This window comes from Proteus sp. G2609, from assembly GCF_963896135.1.
GTDB classification, from domain to species: domain Bacteria; phylum Pseudomonadota; class Gammaproteobacteria; order Enterobacterales; family Enterobacteriaceae; genus Proteus; species Proteus mirabilis.
On sequence record NZ_CAWQNB010000031.1, the window covers coordinates 1 to 15,489 of the forward strand.

A 15,489-nucleotide genomic window follows, 5' to 3' on the forward strand; every position below is an offset into this window, starting at 1 on the left:
TCACTTGATGCTGTTAGATATTTACCGTCTTTAAATAGGTTGAAATCCACAGCTAGGCGTTGTGTGTGTAAGCTGTTTTTAATACCTGATCCCGATTTGGCATTTAACTGTGCTTGCTCAGGCGTTCGGTATGCTTCTGAAAACGTCAGCTCATATCCGTTGTCGTAGGCAAAAATAATTAAGTCCGCAATCATGCGAGTGAACTTGCGTTGTTTCTCACCGAGTGTCATTTTTACTAACCCCTCTAAATATTTGCATCACATTCCCACGACTAAGAATTATTAGCGCGCATAGTGTGATATTGATTCCGACTTCAAATGGATCTGCATGAGCGTAGTCATTCGTTAATATGCGTAGTGGGATAGAACCCAGCATAACAATGAGAACCCATGCTATAAGTGACGGAAAAAATTTGTATTTAGCGCCGTTACGCTCATAGTTAACAAGACGAATAACAGCGAATAAGCATGAGAAAAAATTGACGTAAATCCAAAACATTGAGATGGTCATCTCCCACCTCCTCTGAATTTATCTATCAGGTTATTTATGACATTGTTGATACTGTCTGTGAGCGCACCGGGTTTAGATATTGTTACCAAAACACCAACCAAACCAGCCGATGAGAACATTGCACCAACAGAGCGATCAACCTCTCTATCTCCGATAATGCCACTCAGTAGTGACGACATGAAATCAGCGCCTAATATCCCAATCGCAAATGCAACTGTGAAATACGCCCATCGTTTTAACAGCCGGATATCATGAGCAGACAATACAAATATCACCGCCCCTGCGAACGCACCGATAACAACGCCTGCGTCCATACCTGAATAGAGACCTACAATAGAGACACCCGCTAACGAGGCGGTTGCTGTGCCTGTTAACGGCTCTTGCATATATGTAGTCCTGATTAGTTAATAGGAGCCGACTCACAGCTCTTGTGTGAACGTGATAACGAGGGTAATTGTTCTGTGGTCGGCATATACGAAAAAAGACCGCCTAAGCGATCTTCATTAAATGACACTAAGTTGCGATTATGACTCGATACTCCAAACAAAATCGTCACTTTGCAATCGGTGTGAACCAAAATGAACTTCATAATCAGAACCTAGTGATTGGGCTTTTTGCTTGGCTTGCTCCTCTGTAGCATAAACCCCTTTTAAATCCCAAGGGCTTCCTCTAACAACGCCCCATCCCAGAACAAATCCTTGATTGATTGGGTCTGGTTTTAAGTTTTTATCTACAAACATTTCTATCTCCTTTGTTGGGTACCCAGAAACAGAATATTGTTTGTAACTAAAAAATCAAATGATTAATCAATAACATTTATTGATATTTCAGGCTTGTTACCTTTATATCCAGTAATGACAGAAGTTAATGAAAGTGTTGAGCTATTCACAAGATATTCCTTATGAAATTCACCTGAACACTTCCCATTAATTATATCTTTAATAATTAACTTATCTTGCTCACGAACCTCAAAAGAGACTGAGCCATCAAGCTTAGCAACAGTAACCTTAATTTTATTCACTCATAATCTCCTTCTAAATGGGTTGTTCGGAATAACCGAACATGTGAAATAGCGACACCGGAATTCCGGCATCGGAACAATATCAATAACTTATCCCCTCGAATTCGGGGGAATTAAAATAGAAAGCCCCAAACGTATCGCAAACCAGATTTCTCCGTTCTACGTAGAGGTTATGAGGGGCACTGTTCGGATTTCAGATACAAAAAAAGCCCGATATCTCTATCAGGCTTTCAGTGCTCTTTGCTTTTACGAGCGAGCATACACTAAATATACACATTCATAACTTATTTTCAAGTGATTTTTGAAATATTTTTATATTCAACTCCAAGTTGTGAGCGTTCTCTCGCTATTTCATCTTGTAGCACCATATATAACTTCGCATTAAATAATGTAATGCACCAACGGACACGATCAATACATTGTTTAGTGGTAAGCCAAGGTGCTACTTGTTTTTGAATGTAATTTGCGAGTGTTTGCATCGTATTTCTGCCAAGATAGTAATCGGTAGCGACAACATAAACAGGATTGGACTTGTCGAACGCTTTCAAAATTGCTTTCTCTACAAAATCAGCTTCATCTACATCGTTGGCGCGCTGAAACATGTCGCTGAGTGATTGTTTAGGAAATAATATTAACTGAGCTTTTTCTTCAAGCTCCTTTCCTGTATATCCTTCCTTTTTTAGTTGTTCAAACACCTTGGTAAATCTTTCCATGTTTTCTCCTGACCACCCAGTAACAAATCGCCAGATACTTCCAGAACCACAAGACAACCCAAGATAACTATCATCTTTCATTTCTCCAGCCCACAGAGATATGATTGCTCTTACCCATCTATCTTGTGATGGAGTTAACCTCCTTGCCTTGCCTAAATATGATTTTCGAGGTGAGTTTGCTACATACCTATAAATATCTACCTTACGCTCCCTCATCTCGCCTCCGGTAATACTGTGTGATATCTATCGCAACCTACTGAATACATGATCGGTAGGTTTGCTCTTCTAGCCCACCCCGTTTCTACAACCTCCATGAAGCCATGCTTTTTCTGAACTATAGATAAGTAACGCTTAGGCTTATTCCCTGTGCGTTCTGTTAATGCTCTAAACCTGCACTCTTCAATAGCTGCGATTAAGTCAGTAAACATTAAGCCACCTCCGAATATTGATCCTTTCGCCTTTTCTCATACCAACGGGCCCTACGAGTGAATATGGATTTCATTCGTTTGAGATATTCGATGTCGAATTTACGGACCGTGTTATCGTGCTCTAAACGAGTTACTCGCTCTTCGCCGATTTTATTGATGAGATTAATGCGATATGGAATGAGATTGCCTGACAGGTCCCTATTGCAGTGAACACAGCCAGCATGAATATTGAGTAGATTAAATCTTAAATGACTTGCCGAACCTCTTGACCTGTAATGACTAGCATCTACGGACCCACCTCTTACCCCATAATTTAAGGGCCGACCGCAAGCGATGCATGGCTGACCGTAGTCTCGCCAAAAGATGTATTTATTTACTGCCGCTTGGGCCTCTTTGTTCCAGTCTGATTTTGTCTTTAACTTTTCCTTTCGGATCCGCAATAACTTCCTTTCCTCAGATAAACGTTTTTTACGGTCCTTTTCTTCGGTCCGTTTAATTTCATTTGAGGCGAATTTTATTGCACAAGATGTGGAACAAACTTTTTGGGTAGATAGGTAGGGAGTGAATTCTTTGTTGCAGACTTTACAGGTTTTGAGCTTCGGCTTTTTAGCCTTAGCCATACATCACCCCAAAACAACTCCAAGAATTAACATGGCGATAAACCATATTGCGACAAATTTTCCGTAGCGTAATAAATTGGCATTAAGCATTGGTTCAAACTCCTTTTGTGGTTTCTTGGGATATTTATGTTTGTGTTTATATTTACTACGATACCTCGGCATCTCCCTCTCCTTTGATTTTATCCATCACTTCCAAATGAGCGTATTCATCAGCACACTGGCTACACACGTAAATTTCATCATCTGTTAGTTGTCTATTGCATGACATGCATTTCATTTTCCAGTCTCCATTTCTTCAACGAGTCGACTCATATACCAACGAGCCTTTTTTAAATCTTCGACTGGGTTAATTTTCTTCTCGTATCGCCAGACATACTTTTGAATATTGCCTTTGAGGTAGCCTAGAAACGCCTCCTTGGTCATACTGGCTTTAATGGCATCTATGCACTCAATATCACCTGATGCGTAGTGTGGTGGGTTATTTACGTTGTCTGTCATAATCATTACTCCCTGTGACCGTAGTAGTTGTATTCATAACGAGTTGTACGCAGTTTTACGCCACTTTGTATCGCCCAAGCTGTCGAGTATTCAATTAAGCTACTCATGCGCTTCTTCCCCATTTGAGACGTACTCTCGCGTATGTTTAATAGCTCACCTTCAATTCCCCTAATTAACGGTGACTCTTTCGCTCCTGTAGTAACCATCCAGTGACCAGACACAAAGACATTCTTCCACTGCCATAATTTCAGTGGTTCATTGTTGAGGGTCATTTGCTTTGATACATCACCACATAGCGCATGAAACATATCGTTCTGCAGTAGTGTTCGGCTGGATTCTGAGATTTTTACTTCTAGGGGGAATTCTTCGTTGAGGGGTAAGGCGTTTAGTGTGGCTATTAGGTTTTCTCGTATTCGTTTATTTCTTAGAAGAAACTTTGTGGCTTTCTCCAAGTTAACCTCCTATTCATTTTTCCAGGAATACGTTGTTGAATAAGAAAAAACAAATATAAGCCATAGATATTAACCAAAGGATTATCGCTGTTGCTGATATAACCTTCATCGTAATAACGAACCAGCCATTATCCCCATCAAATACCTTCAGCATGATAAATGCCATTGCAAAGCCTAATCCGCAAAAAAGGTTCATGCTGATCTTGTACATCAATGTTATTGGGTCACTCACTGTTAGCTCTCCTGTTCCATGCTGCGATTGCCATAGCAATTTTACCTTTTCCAATCATTTGAGCAGATTGTGCATCGCAGTTATGACAGCGCACAATCGCTGAACGGTCAGGGCAATCTTCTTCATACTGGAAAAAAGCTTCTACGTTACTACTCCCGCAAAACGGGCATTTCTTGAGTTCGCTCATGCTACTTATCCTTTTTGAATGGGAATTTATTTTCTATGCTGTCTAGCGATAAATACAAAAACACTCTCATTTGTTTTCTGCAAAAATGTATCGGTGTATCGATCAGATAAAGCAAAAAATAAATAGTGCTTATTGGAAGCAAGAAAAATATCCCAACTATCCACCTAACTAGATAGGTAATCTCGTTGCCTTTAAATTTCGCCCACTTCATATCAGCGCCTCTCTTAATCCTGTTTTCACATATTTGATATCGTAGGCAATGTAAATTTCCCACTCATGATAATCGTGACCGTAGTAGTTACCGCCAGCCCACGCGCATTTGTCTTGATCATTCAGTATAAAGTCCCATTGCTCATCGTTAAGTTTAACTAAACGGGCAACGTTAGCATCGAATACCTGTTGCTTAATCATTCGTGCAAGTGGTGATTCCATCATTCACCCTCTGGCATTGGTGGGAGCTGCAAAGCCTTTAGTTTCCTGTCTTGCTCAATAAGTTTCCCTATCAGCGCTATAACGAATTCCGACTTTTGCGATGATGAGGCTATTTCGTAACGTTGAATTAAGGTAAATTCAGGCCTATCTGAACTGTTAAGAATTATTGAAATATCATTTAATAATGGAGTTAATGTATTCATGGGTAAGCTCTTTTTTAATCAAACTTGTCCACACTGTCTTAGAGAAAACGCAGTGCTAGAAGCTTTTGGTGAACAACGAAAAGGTGAAGATGAACCTTTTTATGATGTATCTTTTATGTGCCGAAGTTGTCACAATTCAGGAATTGCTGTCGTCAGAAGTAACGCTTCTTACGGGCCTTTAATCACTGCCAACGGCAGGGTTTCTGGGATGAGCATACCTTCTGATGATCCTAAGTTTGTCTTGCTTGGAATAATTCCTAAAGTTAACAACACCACTGCTCCTGAAAATACCCCAGAAAGAGCGGCTAAATTTTTTATTGAATCAAAGGATGATTTTCAACGTGGCAGATATGAAACCTGCGTAATGAATTGCAGAAAGGTTATGGATATTGCCACTAAAGTCCTTATGGGTGATGAAGCTAAGGATGAAAAATTATCAAAACGCATCACCATGTTGTTTTCTAAAGGAAAAATAACTGAACAGATGAAAGATTGGGCTCATATCGTAAGGATTGATTCAAACGGTGCAATTCACTCTGACGAGGAATTTACGAAAGAGGAAACCAAGCAAATACTTGGCTTTACCGAGGTATTTCTAATGTACTCATTTACTCTTCCTGAAATGATTAAAAAACGGCAAGAGGAAAAAGATTCAAATTAATAAAGCTAGGTTAAGGTGATATCATCCTTCACCTTAACCCAATTAATTCCCTGCATTAGATGCCTCCTTTGATATCAATATTTTTCATACAAAATTTAAACAACCACCTGAATAGACATGTCATCACTAACGCCTGAATAATCACTATTGGTAATGCCCTTAGATAAACATGAAGATTAAACTCGCCTAACCTATTAATCGCGATTAAAACCGATAACGAACCCCAAGCAATGAGTTGAAATAGAAATGTAAGAATGTTGCTACTAAATATCCTGACAAGCATTTTCTGATGCCATTTCATCACTCAACACCTCGCTTAATCGCCATAACTAATTTTTAAACTTCCTGATATGGCAACCACTGCTAAAAGTAACCATCCCCAACCTGATTTTTCGTGATACATCAGGAATGCAACAGATAAAAATCCAGTAATCGGTACTAGCATGAAAAACAATGTGCCTAAAATATCTCGTAAATATTCCATCTAAAAATCCTCTTGCGTGTTAAGCTGCTTGCTTGCGCCATAACTCTTGTTGAAATACTTTTGCCCCATTGACTAGCATGTCGTTAAAATCGCCAGTTCCGTCAATCCATCGGACGCTGACTTTTTCAACATCGTTATTACTTAGAATATTTCGATTGCCACATTCAAAGGCAGCTGCTAGCCCTGTGCCATTACTGTCCGTGTCTGCAAATATGATGAGATGTTTAACGCCTTTTGGCGCTCTAAATCTCCGCATGAAATTGGCATTTAACGTTGACCATGTGTTACAGCCGTAGACTTGCTGACAAGAAAGCGCCGTTTCTATCCCCTCGGCGATCCCCAGCGTTGATGCTACTGGGGTCATTCGAATTGCGATAGAGCCAGCAAAATCTAAATAGTTATCTTCCTGTAACTTGGTAAGTCGTTTATTCCCTTCAAAGTTTGCTTTTTTTTCGCCCTCTAAGAACGTCCTATGCAGATAACAGCCAGCACCACGATCATCTGTTGCAATTGACCAGAGCGAAGTAAATCCATTTTGTTGTGTGTTACTGTATCTGACGTGCTGAGATGGTAAAACGTTGATCCCTCTGCTCATCAAATATCTATGAGCTGATGTATCTTTAAGTGGGATTAGTGAAGCGAACTTTGCGATAACTTTTGAACGAGTGGCTTTTACATCTGATTTTGCGTGCGGTACTACTTGGCCTGAATAACTGTTTCCGATTAACCGATCTATCTCACTTGCTAAAACTCTAAAATCTTTTTGCTGGGTAAGTTCCAGTAGTTTCCAGCCATCACCAGCACCACATGAGCATATCCAAGTTCCCTTACCGTTTTTATTATCTATCCTGAATTTTCCTTTCTTTCCGCATATAGGGCATTCCCCTTGATAGTGTTTTTTCCCTGTGATTGGCGGTAATTTGTAATACTCAAATATCTCAGGCCATCGACCTATTACTGCCTCTACCGTCTTCACGATTACCTCCTAAGCTGAGCTTTTCCCGTATATCTTCCAAGTGTGACCTTGCTGATGCTATTTTTTCAGCCTCTGTTTTCGGTTTTACCTCTTTTGTATTTTTCTTCGCTTGCATCTTTGCAAAAGCGATATTTTTTGAACGAATATAATTACTAACTTCGGGAGTTATCTCTTGCGGTGTATCATGTAATCCACGAGGCCATACCCCGAATTTTTTCTTGTACGTGTGGGCGCACCAACCATCAGAAATAGGCTTGCCTGATATCTCACGCTGTTTTTGATAAAACTTGATTTGTGACCACCAACTTTGTTTTTGCTCCTTGGTAAATATCTGTTCACCTGCTTTCAGTTTTTTGAGTTCTCGCGTTTCATCGACTTGAACATTTTTCCCAGCGAGTGGTTTAAACCCACATTTAGGGCAAACGTAAACACCTGCCGGCTTCATGTAGTGACAAGATGGGCATTCCTTCGGTTTTTTCTCTGCCTTGACCTGATCTCGGTAGCTGCTTTGGGTTTTCATGCCATCGTTTTTGTTTTGCAGGTCGTCGTATTCAATTTCATCAGGAAATCCCAACAAGTGAACTGATCCTGAATGGTCGAATATGAGACACTTGTCTTTCCCTTTTGCTGTTCTCAATCCCCTACCAAGACACTGGACCCAGCGGATTTCCGATTTTGTTGGCCTCGCGTAGATGATGCAGCGAACGTCACTATCGAACCCTGCAACCAAAACACCAACGTTAACGATGATTTTTGTAGACCCACTCTCAAAACGGTTAATAATCAACTGCCGTTCATCGTGTGGCGTCTCTGCGGTCATCACCTCAGCGTTGATCCCCGCTCGGTTAAATTCCATCGTGACGTAGTTTGCATGGCTGACATTGACGCAAAAGCAAACTGTTGGCCTGTCCTCGCCATGTTCTAACCAAAATTTGACGATATTCCCGACTAAATCAGAATCGCCCATGATTTTGGCTAACTGCTCCTCGTTGTAGTCATTGCCAAATGCCGATAGTTTTGATGTTTTTACACCGCTAACATCGGGATTATCTGGCGCGTAAAATTCATAAGGACTCAAATCACCAATTTCGATTAACTCCTTCATCGTCGTTGGTTTAATCAATGTTTCGTAGTATTCGCCCATCCAACTAGCAAAGGGTGTCCCCGATAACCCAACTACACGAATATCCGTATCTCGGATAATTTCGAGTATTTTTTTTCGCTTCATGTGGGCTTCATCGATGATGAGTAAATCAATGTTGTCAGGGAATTTGCGGCGAATTAACGTGTCTGCAGATGCAATTTGAATCAACTTGCTGGGGTCATACAGTGGGTGGTCGCGCCACAAGTAACTGATCTCATCGACTGGCAGTCCGTACTCAACAAACCGTGTTGCAGTCTGTTCAATCAGCACTGTGTAGGGGGCGACAAACATGACCCTCATTCCCCTAGAAACTAAACCGTCAGCCACGAATGCGGCTATCGCGGTTTTACCAAATCCAACACTTGCAGAAAGTAACATCGTTCGGTGTTGATTCCAGTTCTTCCTGAGCATATCCAGTGCAGTGACTTGCTTAGCTTTTGGCGTTATACTGAGCATGATTAATTCCTTTTTGCGTTACGCCCGTTTACCTCCCTCAAGGTTTTTCGGGCTATTTCCTCAAGTTTTTTTGAGTTAATGGCTTCTGCTGCGTCATTAAAATCAATAACTTGAGCACCTTTCCTGCCCATCGTGTAGTAACAGGATTTCGATATATTCCAACTCCTCCCCCCCCAGTTAAACTCTGGGTTTATTGCGTATATGCCACGCTTAAACTTGATTAACCCTACCGCCTCAAGCTCTTTGTTGGCTCTCTGAATGCTTCTCTCGCTCACGTTGAGGATCTCAGCTACCTCAGCCCTCGTCGCTACATACCGTCCATATTTCCAGTCGCAACTGTCAGTGATTAGCCCGTATAGCTCAGTGGCGGTAGGGGATACTTTTGACAAACGCTTGTAAAACTCTCGTGCGTAAAAAACTCTTGACCATATTCTCATTTTGTGATAGTCCATTTTTTGCAAAAGAGACAGAACTTGTCCGTTTAGGAGACAGATCCTGTCGTTTTGATGTCATTTAACTATTTGATTTTTAAGAAATTTCCAAGTTGTCCCTTCCTTATCCTTATAGGGGTCAAGTTAGAACTCGAATTTTCTTTTTTTTGGCTTTTAAATCATGTACTTATGAATAGTGCCTTGTATCAGCATTGCTACACTTTCCAAGGAACAGGCCATAGGTTTGTATTAAATTCGGTGATTCAGGCGACACCTTGAGAGGGTTGGTTTCTCTGGCCAGTGCCTTGTTGAAAAACTCTCGGTTCGGAAACATATCCATCGAGGTAGGAAGAGTAGTTTTTTACAAAGTTTCTTAACCGTGTATTTGCAGCCTTTCTACCAGCATTTATTTTTTTGTAAGGTATAGGTTCATCGTCGAAATGCTCTTGATAAACTTCAGAATATTTAACCGATACCTTTGCTCTTATCGATGGCCTTAGCCTCAATAACATTTCCTTAATCCATTTCTCATCTTGTTCAAAATAACAATTTGGCATTAAAATATTGACGTTATACTCATAATTATCCATATTCTTTTTTAACCTCATGAAATTAAAGCCCATTAAATTTTTATTAATGAGCTTAGCTATGAGTAATCAAATTACTTGACTAATACTGATTATTCGTCCAGTATTAATGGGTAAATAAAATTAAATGTTTAAACTGATTTGAGCCTCATTGATTGCCGTCTCTGGGGCTTTTCTTTTAATTTTTCCCTTCCCTTCAAGAGCCTGAATAACCCTTTCTGCATAATCACCTTCAAGAACAACTTTCGTTGGCTTATCGCTGATATTTACAGAGTCAGGGGGCAATCCGAACTTACTCACCAACTGGCAAGCTAAATCGAATATTCTGGCTTTATCTCGACTGGATTTTGATGGGTGTATTCCTAGCGCTTTAGCGAGTCCGTTATTACCGATTGAATACATTTGTTGAATGTAAAACGTCATCAATTCGTTTGATGAGCACTCTACTTTGATATTTTTTGCACATTCCATTTGTTAAATTCCTTCTTAGATTACTTCCCATATTGGGAACAGCAGTAATGATCCGTGGCTCATTCCATATGAGCGGATTGTTTGCTCTGAGAATTTACTCTGAGCGAGTTAGCGATGTTAAAGAGCGGGTGAAACTAAGCAGCAAGTAATTTTTTTTGGCTAATTGCCAGTAAGTCTTCAGCTTTTATTTTCCCTTTAGATAGGGCTTGGATTGTTTTTGCATAATTCGTTTTCCCAAAGAATTCTGTTTTTGGTAGAAAACCGTTATCAATCCATTTATAAACAGCTCGCTCACTTACTCCGCATGCCTTTGCTACTTCTGCAACGCCAATCTGTTTAATTGGCTCCCTTAAATCGTGCATAGAAGTCTCCTTAATGAACTTTCAGTACATATATTAGTTGAACTGACAGTTCCTTTCAAGATGTTTATTATTGAACGTATGGTACAAACTAATAACGTGCGTGAATTATTTGCCAAGAGGCTTGCGCAGGCTTCAAGAAATGCTGGTTTTGATGACCATGGCAAAGCGACAGAAATAGCTAATAAACTTGGCGTAACCACCAAGGCCGTTAGTAAGTGGTTTAATGCCGAATCACTACCAAGACAGGAGGTGATGAATAAGCTAGCTAAATTACTTTCAGTGGATATAGTCTGGTTGCAACATGGGCAAGAAAATGTAAATAATGCAAATGTTAGTAATCCAAGACCTTATCGACCAGCACCTAAATACCCTGTAATTAGCTTTGTTCAGGCTGGTAATTGGACGGAAGCTTGTGAGCCATACACGCTAAGCGAGATCGATGAGTGGTACGAGTCTGAAGTTTCTGTTCAAGGATCTGCTTTTTGGCTTAAGGTTGAGGGCGACTCAATGACGGCTCCAACAGGAGTTAGTATTCCTGAGGGATCATTAGTCCTAGTAGATACAGGAAGAGAGCCTATAAATGGAAGCTTGGTAATAGCTAAGCTTACTGATACGAATGAAGCGACATTCAAAAAGCTTGTCTTGGATGGAGCTAAATATCTTAAAGCGTTAAACCCAGCTTATCCCGCTATTACTATAAATGGAAACTGTAAAATTATTGGCGTTGTAGTTCAAATGATGATGCGATTTGTCTAACTTTTAATCATTAAGAAGAGGATGCTTTGAGAATATTTTTTCTAATTATTATCATTGCTTTATCAGGTTGTGTAACAGGTGATAAAATATCATCAATACATTCTGGGATGAGCAAAGACAATGTTATATCAATAATGGGCAACCCTGATGGAGCCTCGTCAAGCAATGAGTATGAAATATTAATTTATGCTAACAGGCTGATGTCTGGTTGGTCTTATGATAAAGCCGACTATAAGTTTATATTTAAAAATAATTCTCTTATTGAATATGGACCAGAAAAAATAAGACAAGACAATGGCGCTTCAGCTATTAGAGCGATATCAGCACAACAAAGCCTGTTATTATGGCAACAACAGCAAAACATATATAAAAAACCAGTAACAGCAACGAACTGTACAAAATTAGGTTCTACCGTTAACTGCACGTCATACTAACCTCATGCTTTTTATTTAGTCCCTCTACCAGAGGGATTTTTTCATCCCGCCTAAATAAATTAGTGGTCAAGAGCTAATTTTAAATATTTACAAAAATAAATACCGTTTAAAAACAACAAAATATACTAAAAGTTCACTGTGATAATAAAATATTGTACTTTTGGTTCTTGATTTATGTGAACTATTGGTTCAATATATAACTCATCGAAGGCAAGGAGCCATAGATAAACAGGATGTTCGCTCTTTTACAATTAGGAACGCTCAGAATAAATTTTCAGAGCAACCACTGAGTGGTTTTTGGGATTGGTGAATGCTAAGGCTGATTAGTTAGGCATGAGGGTGATCGGGCTCCTAGGCCGAGTGTACCGATTGTTAGCGTGTAGTTCAGCGGTAGAACGATGCGGCTTAAGTGACCGTACATGCGCTGGTTCGATTCCAGTCACGCAAGTAGGAGATCAGCACCTACCACCAATCACCAAAGATCACTTAGGAGGCAAATATGGCAACGATAATTTTTAAAGAGAACTCAAAAATTCGCAGACGCAGAAAGCAAGGTGAGTTTTTGGCTCGAAAGATAGCTATGAGAAGTCGCTCAGTGGAAGAAATTTGGGATTCGATATTTGGCGTTGAGAAACCAGAGCGCCCTGTTCTCTCTCTCAAACCAACAAAGTATTATCCAAGTGGAGATAACTGTTGCTTGCCTAATGTAGCAGTATTTTCAGGAGTTAAAACAAAACAGCCGAGCAATGAGTTCGGGGTGACGGCGAGATAAAGCCCACGGATGGGCTTACCTTACCTCTTCATATGCTTTACGTATTTTAGTGTTATTTACTAAGGCATATTCTATATCTTTAAGGTAATTGCTAGTAATCCTATATCTACACTTAGGTTCGTTAATATAGTCACCTTCAATTGGTTCAATTATTCCTTTATTAAATAATTCGATGACACCTTCTTCATTCATTGAATCAAAAGACAATTCGCTATCCAGACCTATTTCGGCAAAGATTGCAATAATCGAAGCTTCTTTGTCGGTGACATTATTAATATTGTTTTTCTTTTTTTTATTTAATCTTATTTGTGTTAACGCTCTGTTTAAGTTAATACATAACTTAATGAATAACTTAACAAAATATGAAATAAAGTAACTCACTGGAACAAAAAATAGTGACGACACTATATATGGATTATCCCACTGAAGAAGTTTTGAGTTAATAAATTCAATATACCCAATGGGAGTAAATATTAATAGCGCAAACCAAGATAACAACCAAAACATATTGAACCTCAATGATGTGTTTTGTTTCAAATAGGCAATCACTGCCTCAATCCAATTCGGCATGGTTGATAATCTCTTATTCTGTAGGGGTAAGTGGATTATAGCCGATTTCTCGCTGTAGGGGTACACGAGAACCACCTCGCCTGACGTGGTTAAAAGCAGGCGCAGTTAACTAATTACAGTCCATTCTGTGGGCTGTGGTGAGATAACTTTTTTAGACCAATAAACCAAAGGCGATAAATCGGTCTCGCCAAATAAAAAGCACCGTTTGAATCGGAGGATTTATGTAAGTGTTCAAATCTAAACTGAGAGAAAAATAAATATTATGCCGATCCTATTCATGGCTTGAATAGCGTTAGCCCATGACGGTATATGGGCAACTAACCAGAGCTTATTACTTAGTGGGCTGTGGTGAGTTGATTAATAGATAGGAGATAGAGAATGAATATTAAAATTCCAGATAGTAACGACAATGAATGGCAAGCAAAAATGCTGAGAAAATTATCATTCAAGCTTGGTCGCTTAAAAGAATGTAATGATGAAGCAAGGATTATATTGTTGGTTGAGTGCGAGGAAATAGTTGACGCACTTCGTGAATATTCAGGCTACTAGCATCGTGTTTAGTTAATAACGGAGGGGGTATGAGAAAGATAAAAATTACGAAAAAGAATGCGGGGGTATGTCATGTCACTGTTGGTCATGTTTACAAATTAGATGATGGCGCTGATATTGGTAGCACATTAAGGTTTCTTGATGATTACGGAAATCAAAATTTAATCCAGCTAAACGAAGCCAGTCAGTATTTTGACTACGAGCTGATTTACTGTGAAGAACCTGAATTAATGGCAAGCGATGCGACATTGCAAGACTATTTCGCTGCTAAGGCTATGCAAGGCGATTTAGCTTCACAGAGCGAAGACCTTGGTTATTTTCCAAATGATGTTTCAGGTGAGTATCTAGTAAATAGAGCTAATTTCTACTACCGCATGGCAGATGCAATGTTAAAGGCTAGGGGGTGATATGTGGGAAAAATGACATTCGTAGTTGAGTATGAAGATGGCAAGGAGCCGTCTGTAAACGCAGGAACGGAGATATTAGGCGGTAAGTTGTTATCGGTTGGATTTGATGATTATAAAGATAAAAAACTAACTAGAGATGAAATTAACGCAATAAATTACGCGTTAAATTTTAGCGAGTTCAGAGAAGCTTGTGAAGAGTTCGAAGTTGACTATGACGAACTCGTCGATAAGTTAGATTCCTCTCTTTAGCAGTAACCCACCACTTAATCATTCATATCGCTATTAATAGTTGGCACGCACATAAGGAACATAGGAAATGGCAAATGAATTAGTCGTAATTGAACAAGCAACGGCGCTAGATTTGTTTACAGCACCAGAAAAAGTAAATCAGATGCTGGAGCACATTAAGTCTCTTGCAGAAGAAGAGCGAAAAGAACTCGATAGCGATTTTTCGGTAGCTAAAAACCGAAAGGCTTTTGCATCTCTGGCGTACAAAGTTGCTCAAACAAAAACGTATATCGACAAGGAAGGTAAAGCAGTTGTCGATAAGTTAAAAGAGCTACCCAAAAAAGTTGATGCTAGCCGTAAGATATTTCGTGACGAACTAGATGCATTAAGCACAGATATTCGCAAGCCACTAACAGAGTGGGAAGCTCAAGAAAAAGCTCGCGAAGAAGCCGAAGCGCTTAAGAAGCAAATCGAAGTTGATCATGAAGAAGCTCTGCAAATGAACGAGCTGTTTGATTTACGCAAAGCTGAAGAAGAGCGCAAACGCATTGCTCGTGAAGAAGAAATGAAGCGACAAGCTGCGGAACAGGCAAGACTTGAAGCTGAGCGCAAAGCACAGCAAGAAATTGAAGCAGCAGCTAAACGTGAGCGTGAAGCAAAAGAAGCCGCTGAACGTGCAGAGCGTGAAAAGCAGGAAGCAATTCAACGTGCAGAACAAGCAGCAAAAGAAGCCAAGGAAAAGGCAGAGCGCGATGCTAAAGAAGCACTGGAGCGAGCCGAACGAGAGAAGAAACTAGCTATCGAAGCTGAGCGTAAGAAAGTACAGGAAGCAGAACAAGCGCGATTAGCAGAAGAAGAACGTAAGCGTCAGGAAGAAGCTAAACGTCAGGCTGATAAGGAACATC

The 15,489-nt window shown here is 39.9% G+C and carries 29 protein-coding genes and 1 tRNA gene; 9 read left to right on the forward strand and 21 right to left on the reverse strand.

All coding sequences use genetic code 11. From position 1 onward, the window contains the following. The 13 genes from AACV01_RS10195 to AACV01_RS10250 form a co-directional block, all read right to left on the reverse strand. On the reverse strand, window positions 1-230 hold a 230-nt coding region (locus AACV01_RS10195), incomplete at its 3' end, for a M15 family metallopeptidase (protein WP_161682845.1). Further along, window positions 217-510, reverse strand: coding sequence for a phage holin family protein (locus AACV01_RS10200; RefSeq protein ID WP_004918415.1), 294 nt, complete (start codon window positions 508-510; stop codon window positions 217-219). The genes AACV01_RS10195 and AACV01_RS10200, both read right to left, overlap by 14 nt. After that, a complete protein-coding gene (locus AACV01_RS10205; protein WP_014656499.1) occupies window positions 507-896 on the reverse strand; it encodes a putative holin in 390 nt (129 codons plus the stop codon). Before AACV01_RS10205 ends, AACV01_RS10200 begins: the two co-directional genes overlap by 4 nt. A gap of 138 nt (window positions 897-1,034) precedes the next feature. Beyond that, window positions 1,035-1,250 carry a hypothetical protein gene (locus AACV01_RS10210; protein ID WP_161682847.1) on the reverse strand — a complete coding sequence of 72 codons (216 nt, stop codon included), beginning with the start codon at window positions 1,248-1,250 and terminating at the stop codon, window positions 1,035-1,037. A 62-nt stretch (window positions 1,251-1,312) separates the two neighbouring features. Next, window positions 1,313-1,531 (reverse strand): hypothetical protein, encoded by a 219-nt coding sequence (locus AACV01_RS10215; protein ID WP_161682849.1) that lies wholly within the window; start codon window positions 1,529-1,531, stop codon window positions 1,313-1,315. Between the two features lie 290 nt (window positions 1,532-1,821). Further along, a complete protein-coding gene (locus tag AACV01_RS10220) occupies window positions 1,822-2,460 on the reverse strand; it encodes a hypothetical protein (protein WP_081355096.1) in 639 nt (212 codons plus the stop codon). Window positions 2,461-2,671: 211 nt separating this feature from the next. After that, complete coding sequence (locus tag AACV01_RS10225) at window positions 2,672-3,292, reverse strand: recombination protein NinG (protein ID WP_161682851.1); 621 nt, start codon at window positions 3,290-3,292, stop codon at window positions 2,672-2,674. Window positions 3,293-3,437: 145 nt separating this feature from the next. After that, the gene (locus tag AACV01_RS17865) at window positions 3,438-3,569 is read right to left on the reverse strand and encodes a protein NinF (protein ID WP_442956612.1); all 132 of its coding nucleotides are present in this window, start codon (window positions 3,567-3,569) and stop codon (window positions 3,438-3,440) included. Continuing rightward, window positions 3,566-3,790, reverse strand: coding sequence for a DUF3310 domain-containing protein (locus tag AACV01_RS10230; RefSeq protein ID WP_060556914.1), 225 nt, complete (start codon window positions 3,788-3,790; stop codon window positions 3,566-3,568). Before AACV01_RS10230 ends, AACV01_RS17865 begins: the two co-directional genes overlap by 4 nt. 5 nt (window positions 3,791-3,795) lie before the next feature. Then, on the reverse strand, window positions 3,796-4,242 hold the full coding sequence (locus AACV01_RS10235; RefSeq protein WP_161682856.1) for a recombination protein NinB: 447 nt from the start codon (window positions 4,240-4,242) through the stop codon (window positions 3,796-3,798). Between the two features lie 224 nt (window positions 4,243-4,466). Further along, window positions 4,467-4,661: a Lar family restriction alleviation protein gene (locus tag AACV01_RS10240; RefSeq protein WP_161682858.1), complete on the reverse strand. Its 195-nt coding sequence runs from the start codon at window positions 4,659-4,661 to the stop codon at window positions 4,467-4,469. A 207-nt stretch (window positions 4,662-4,868) separates the two neighbouring features. Further along, window positions 4,869-5,093, reverse strand: a complete 225-nt coding sequence (locus tag AACV01_RS10245; RefSeq protein WP_339382636.1) for a hypothetical protein — start codon at window positions 5,091-5,093, stop codon at window positions 4,869-4,871. Next, window positions 5,093-5,296, reverse strand: coding sequence for a hypothetical protein (locus tag AACV01_RS10250; RefSeq protein WP_161682862.1), 204 nt, complete (start codon window positions 5,294-5,296; stop codon window positions 5,093-5,095). The genes AACV01_RS10245 and AACV01_RS10250 overlap by 1 nt, the downstream gene beginning before the upstream one ends. Between AACV01_RS10250 and AACV01_RS10255 the strand changes: the two genes are divergently transcribed. Continuing rightward, the gene (locus AACV01_RS10255) at window positions 5,295-5,957 is read left to right on the forward strand and encodes a DUF4145 domain-containing protein (protein ID WP_064506005.1); all 663 of its coding nucleotides are present in this window, start codon (window positions 5,295-5,297) and stop codon (window positions 5,955-5,957) included. The genes AACV01_RS10250 and AACV01_RS10255 overlap by 2 nt on opposite strands. Window positions 5,958-6,273: 316 nt before the next feature. On the opposite strand, the gene AACV01_RS10260 is transcribed toward AACV01_RS10255, so the two are convergent. The 7 genes from AACV01_RS10260 to AACV01_RS10290 all read right to left on the reverse strand — a co-directional run bounded on the left by AACV01_RS10260 (window position 6,274) and on the right by AACV01_RS10290 (window position 10,868). After that, window positions 6,274-6,441, reverse strand: coding sequence for a hypothetical protein (locus AACV01_RS10260; protein ID WP_152964332.1), 168 nt, complete (start codon window positions 6,439-6,441; stop codon window positions 6,274-6,276). 19 nt (window positions 6,442-6,460) lie between these two features. Continuing rightward, window positions 6,461-7,417, reverse strand: a complete 957-nt coding sequence (locus AACV01_RS10265; protein ID WP_074561841.1) for a primase-helicase zinc-binding domain-containing protein — start codon at window positions 7,415-7,417, stop codon at window positions 6,461-6,463. Further along, the gene (locus AACV01_RS10270) at window positions 7,380-9,017 is read right to left on the reverse strand and encodes a DEAD/DEAH box helicase (protein WP_161682864.1); all 1,638 of its coding nucleotides are present in this window, start codon (window positions 9,015-9,017) and stop codon (window positions 7,380-7,382) included. The genes AACV01_RS10265 and AACV01_RS10270 overlap by 38 nt, the downstream gene beginning before the upstream one ends. A 2-nt stretch (window positions 9,018-9,019) precedes the next feature. Further along, window positions 9,020-9,454, reverse strand: a complete 435-nt coding sequence (locus AACV01_RS10275; RefSeq protein ID WP_237585012.1) for a helix-turn-helix domain-containing protein — start codon at window positions 9,452-9,454, stop codon at window positions 9,020-9,022. 257 nt (window positions 9,455-9,711) lie between these two features. Further along, on the reverse strand, window positions 9,712-10,038 hold the full coding sequence (locus AACV01_RS10280) for a hypothetical protein (RefSeq protein ID WP_026164645.1): 327 nt from the start codon (window positions 10,036-10,038) through the stop codon (window positions 9,712-9,714). A 120-nt stretch (window positions 10,039-10,158) separates the two neighbouring features. Beyond that, window positions 10,159-10,506, reverse strand: a complete 348-nt coding sequence (locus AACV01_RS10285) for a hypothetical protein (protein ID WP_161682868.1) — start codon at window positions 10,504-10,506, stop codon at window positions 10,159-10,161. 134 nt (window positions 10,507-10,640) lie between these two features. Then, entirely contained in the window at window positions 10,641-10,868 is a 228-nt protein-coding gene (locus AACV01_RS10290; protein ID WP_049216808.1) for a helix-turn-helix domain-containing protein, read from the reverse strand. Between the two features lie 78 nt (window positions 10,869-10,946). On the opposite strand from AACV01_RS10290, the gene AACV01_RS10295 reads away from it, so the two are divergent. From AACV01_RS10295 to AACV01_RS10310, 4 genes are all read left to right on the forward strand, one after another. After that, window positions 10,947-11,624, forward strand: a complete 678-nt coding sequence (locus tag AACV01_RS10295; protein ID WP_161682878.1) for a S24 family peptidase — start codon at window positions 10,947-10,949, stop codon at window positions 11,622-11,624. Window positions 11,625-11,650: 26 nt separating this feature from the next. Beyond that, window positions 11,651-12,058 carry a hypothetical protein gene (locus AACV01_RS10300; protein ID WP_071233854.1) on the forward strand — a complete coding sequence of 136 codons (408 nt, stop codon included), beginning with the start codon at window positions 11,651-11,653 and terminating at the stop codon, window positions 12,056-12,058. Window positions 12,059-12,431: 373 nt separating this feature from the next. Next, a tRNA-Leu gene (locus tag AACV01_RS10305) sits at window positions 12,432-12,503 on the forward strand. Between the two features lie 54 nt (window positions 12,504-12,557). Next, window positions 12,558-12,830, forward strand: a complete 273-nt coding sequence (locus tag AACV01_RS10310; RefSeq protein WP_161682870.1) for a hypothetical protein — start codon at window positions 12,558-12,560, stop codon at window positions 12,828-12,830. Window positions 12,831-12,845: 15 nt separating this feature from the next. On the opposite strand, the gene AACV01_RS10315 is transcribed toward AACV01_RS10310, so the two are convergent. Beyond that, window positions 12,846-13,400, reverse strand: a complete 555-nt coding sequence (locus AACV01_RS10315; RefSeq protein ID WP_161682872.1) for a super-infection exclusion protein B — start codon at window positions 13,398-13,400, stop codon at window positions 12,846-12,848. Between the two features lie 378 nt (window positions 13,401-13,778). On the opposite strand from AACV01_RS10315, the gene AACV01_RS10320 reads away from it, so the two are divergent. The 4 genes from AACV01_RS10320 to AACV01_RS10335 all read left to right on the forward strand — a co-directional run. Further along, entirely contained in the window at window positions 13,779-13,949 is a 171-nt protein-coding gene (locus AACV01_RS10320) for a hypothetical protein (protein WP_161682874.1), read from the forward strand. Between the two features lie 29 nt (window positions 13,950-13,978). Beyond that, window positions 13,979-14,356: a hypothetical protein gene (locus AACV01_RS10325; RefSeq protein ID WP_202611870.1), complete on the forward strand. Its 378-nt coding sequence runs from the start codon at window positions 13,979-13,981 to the stop codon at window positions 14,354-14,356. Between the two features lie 12 nt (window positions 14,357-14,368). Further along, on the forward strand, window positions 14,369-14,605 hold the full coding sequence (locus AACV01_RS10330) for a hypothetical protein (RefSeq protein WP_202611869.1): 237 nt from the start codon (window positions 14,369-14,371) through the stop codon (window positions 14,603-14,605). A 67-nt stretch (window positions 14,606-14,672) separates the two neighbouring features. Next, window positions 14,673-15,489: cell envelope biogenesis protein TolA (locus AACV01_RS10335; protein WP_161682876.1), on the forward strand; the 817-nt coding region annotated here is incomplete at its 3' end.

Coding starts and splice junctions, on each gene's coding strand:
- AACV01_RS10200 (WP_004918415.1), bottom strand. CDS start 510: ATGACCATCTCAATGTTTTGGATTTACGTCAATTTTTTCTCATGCTTA.
- AACV01_RS10205 (WP_014656499.1), bottom strand. CDS start 896: ATGCAAGAGCCGTTAACAGGCACAGCAACCGCCTCGTTAGCGGGTGTC.
- AACV01_RS10210 (WP_161682847.1), bottom strand. CDS start 1,250: ATGTTTGTAGATAAAAACTTAAAACCAGACCCAATCAATCAAGGATTT.
- AACV01_RS10220 (WP_081355096.1), bottom strand. CDS start 2,460: ATGAGGGAGCGTAAGGTAGATATTTATAGGTATGTAGCAAACTCACCT.
- AACV01_RS10225 (WP_161682851.1), bottom strand. CDS start 3,292: ATGGCTAAGGCTAAAAAGCCGAAGCTCAAAACCTGTAAAGTCTGCAAC.
- AACV01_RS17865 (WP_442956612.1), bottom strand. CDS start 3,569: ATGAAATGCATGTCATGCAATAGACAACTAACAGATGATGAAATTTAC.
- AACV01_RS10230 (WP_060556914.1), bottom strand. CDS start 3,790: ATGACAGACAACGTAAATAACCCACCACACTACGCATCAGGTGATATT.
- AACV01_RS10240 (WP_161682858.1), bottom strand. CDS start 4,661: ATGAGCGAACTCAAGAAATGCCCGTTTTGCGGGAGTAGTAACGTAGAA.
- AACV01_RS10245 (WP_339382636.1), bottom strand. CDS start 5,093: ATGGAATCACCACTTGCACGAATGATTAAGCAACAGGTATTCGATGCT.
- AACV01_RS10255 (WP_064506005.1), top strand. CDS start 5,295: ATGGGTAAGCTCTTTTTTAATCAAACTTGTCCACACTGTCTTAGAGAA.
- AACV01_RS10250 (WP_161682862.1), bottom strand. CDS start 5,296: ATGAATACATTAACTCCATTATTAAATGATATTTCAATAATTCTTAAC.
- AACV01_RS10260 (WP_152964332.1), bottom strand. CDS start 6,441: ATGGAATATTTACGAGATATTTTAGGCACATTGTTTTTCATGCTAGTA.
- AACV01_RS10270 (WP_161682864.1), bottom strand. CDS start 9,017: ATGCTCAGTATAACGCCAAAAGCTAAGCAAGTCACTGCACTGGATATG.
- AACV01_RS10275 (WP_237585012.1), bottom strand. CDS start 9,454: ATGAGAATATGGTCAAGAGTTTTTTACGCACGAGAGTTTTACAAGCGT.
- AACV01_RS10280 (WP_026164645.1), bottom strand. CDS start 10,038: ATGGATAATTATGAGTATAACGTCAATATTTTAATGCCAAATTGTTAT.
- AACV01_RS10285 (WP_161682868.1), bottom strand. CDS start 10,506: ATGGAATGTGCAAAAAATATCAAAGTAGAGTGCTCATCAAACGAATTG.
- AACV01_RS10290 (WP_049216808.1), bottom strand. CDS start 10,868: ATGCACGATTTAAGGGAGCCAATTAAACAGATTGGCGTTGCAGAAGTA.
- AACV01_RS10295 (WP_161682878.1), top strand. CDS start 10,947: ATGGTACAAACTAATAACGTGCGTGAATTATTTGCCAAGAGGCTTGCG.
- AACV01_RS10310 (WP_161682870.1), top strand. CDS start 12,558: ATGGCAACGATAATTTTTAAAGAGAACTCAAAAATTCGCAGACGCAGA.
- AACV01_RS10315 (WP_161682872.1), bottom strand. CDS start 13,400: ATGCCGAATTGGATTGAGGCAGTGATTGCCTATTTGAAACAAAACACA.
- AACV01_RS10320 (WP_161682874.1), top strand. CDS start 13,779: ATGAATATTAAAATTCCAGATAGTAACGACAATGAATGGCAAGCAAAA.
- AACV01_RS10325 (WP_202611870.1), top strand. CDS start 13,979: ATGAGAAAGATAAAAATTACGAAAAAGAATGCGGGGGTATGTCATGTC.
- AACV01_RS10330 (WP_202611869.1), top strand. CDS start 14,369: ATGACATTCGTAGTTGAGTATGAAGATGGCAAGGAGCCGTCTGTAAAC.